Raw genomic sequence first — 509 nt, forward strand, 5'->3', positions numbered from 1 at the left:
GAATATAACCTCTCTTATAAAAGCTTCATAATTTTTTTCATCGCTCTCATAATCTTCAAGTAAATCATTTATAATTTCACAAATATCGAGTAGTCCATATGCTAAATATTTACCTAATTCACTTACAAAATCCTGCAACACATCGTCAGTCAATTTATCATAATGAGCTATGTTACTATTTAAAAAATCATCCCAAGCTTTACGCGCTAACTTTTCTATATCTTTATTATTTTCAAATTTTAAGTCACTTTGATTTAAACCCTTTTCTGCAATTTGAGACAACTGCTTAAATTGATAACTTTTTTAGGGATGTGTACTAAATCCTGACGATTTGCTTTATAAAAACTAGTAAATACTTCATAAGGCTGTTGCTTTTTATTAAAAGTCTTTGTTGGCTCAAAATAATGATTCACGCGCTGTCCAATTACTGTAACTTGATGATTTTCAAAAGTCTTTTTTACATGAGGATAGTCATATATTTCTTTGTGATAACTCATAATATCTTTTGC

Annotated in this window: 2 protein-coding genes; both read right to left on the bottom strand. The window is 28.5% G+C overall.

The annotated features are described in order from the left end of the window. The coding region (locus EII32_RS12425; protein WP_199741440.1) for a hypothetical protein at positions 1–282 on the bottom strand (282 nt) is incomplete at its 3' end. Continuing rightward, positions 255–509 (bottom strand): deoxyribodipyrimidine photo-lyase (locus EII32_RS12635; protein ID WP_233582401.1); only part of this gene is annotated, 255 nt, incomplete at its 5' end. The genes EII32_RS12635 and EII32_RS12425, both read right to left, overlap by 28 nt.

Source organism: Prevotella sp. OH937_COT-195 (assembly GCF_003932845.1).
GTDB lineage: Bacteria > Bacteroidota > Bacteroidia > Bacteroidales > Bacteroidaceae > Prevotella.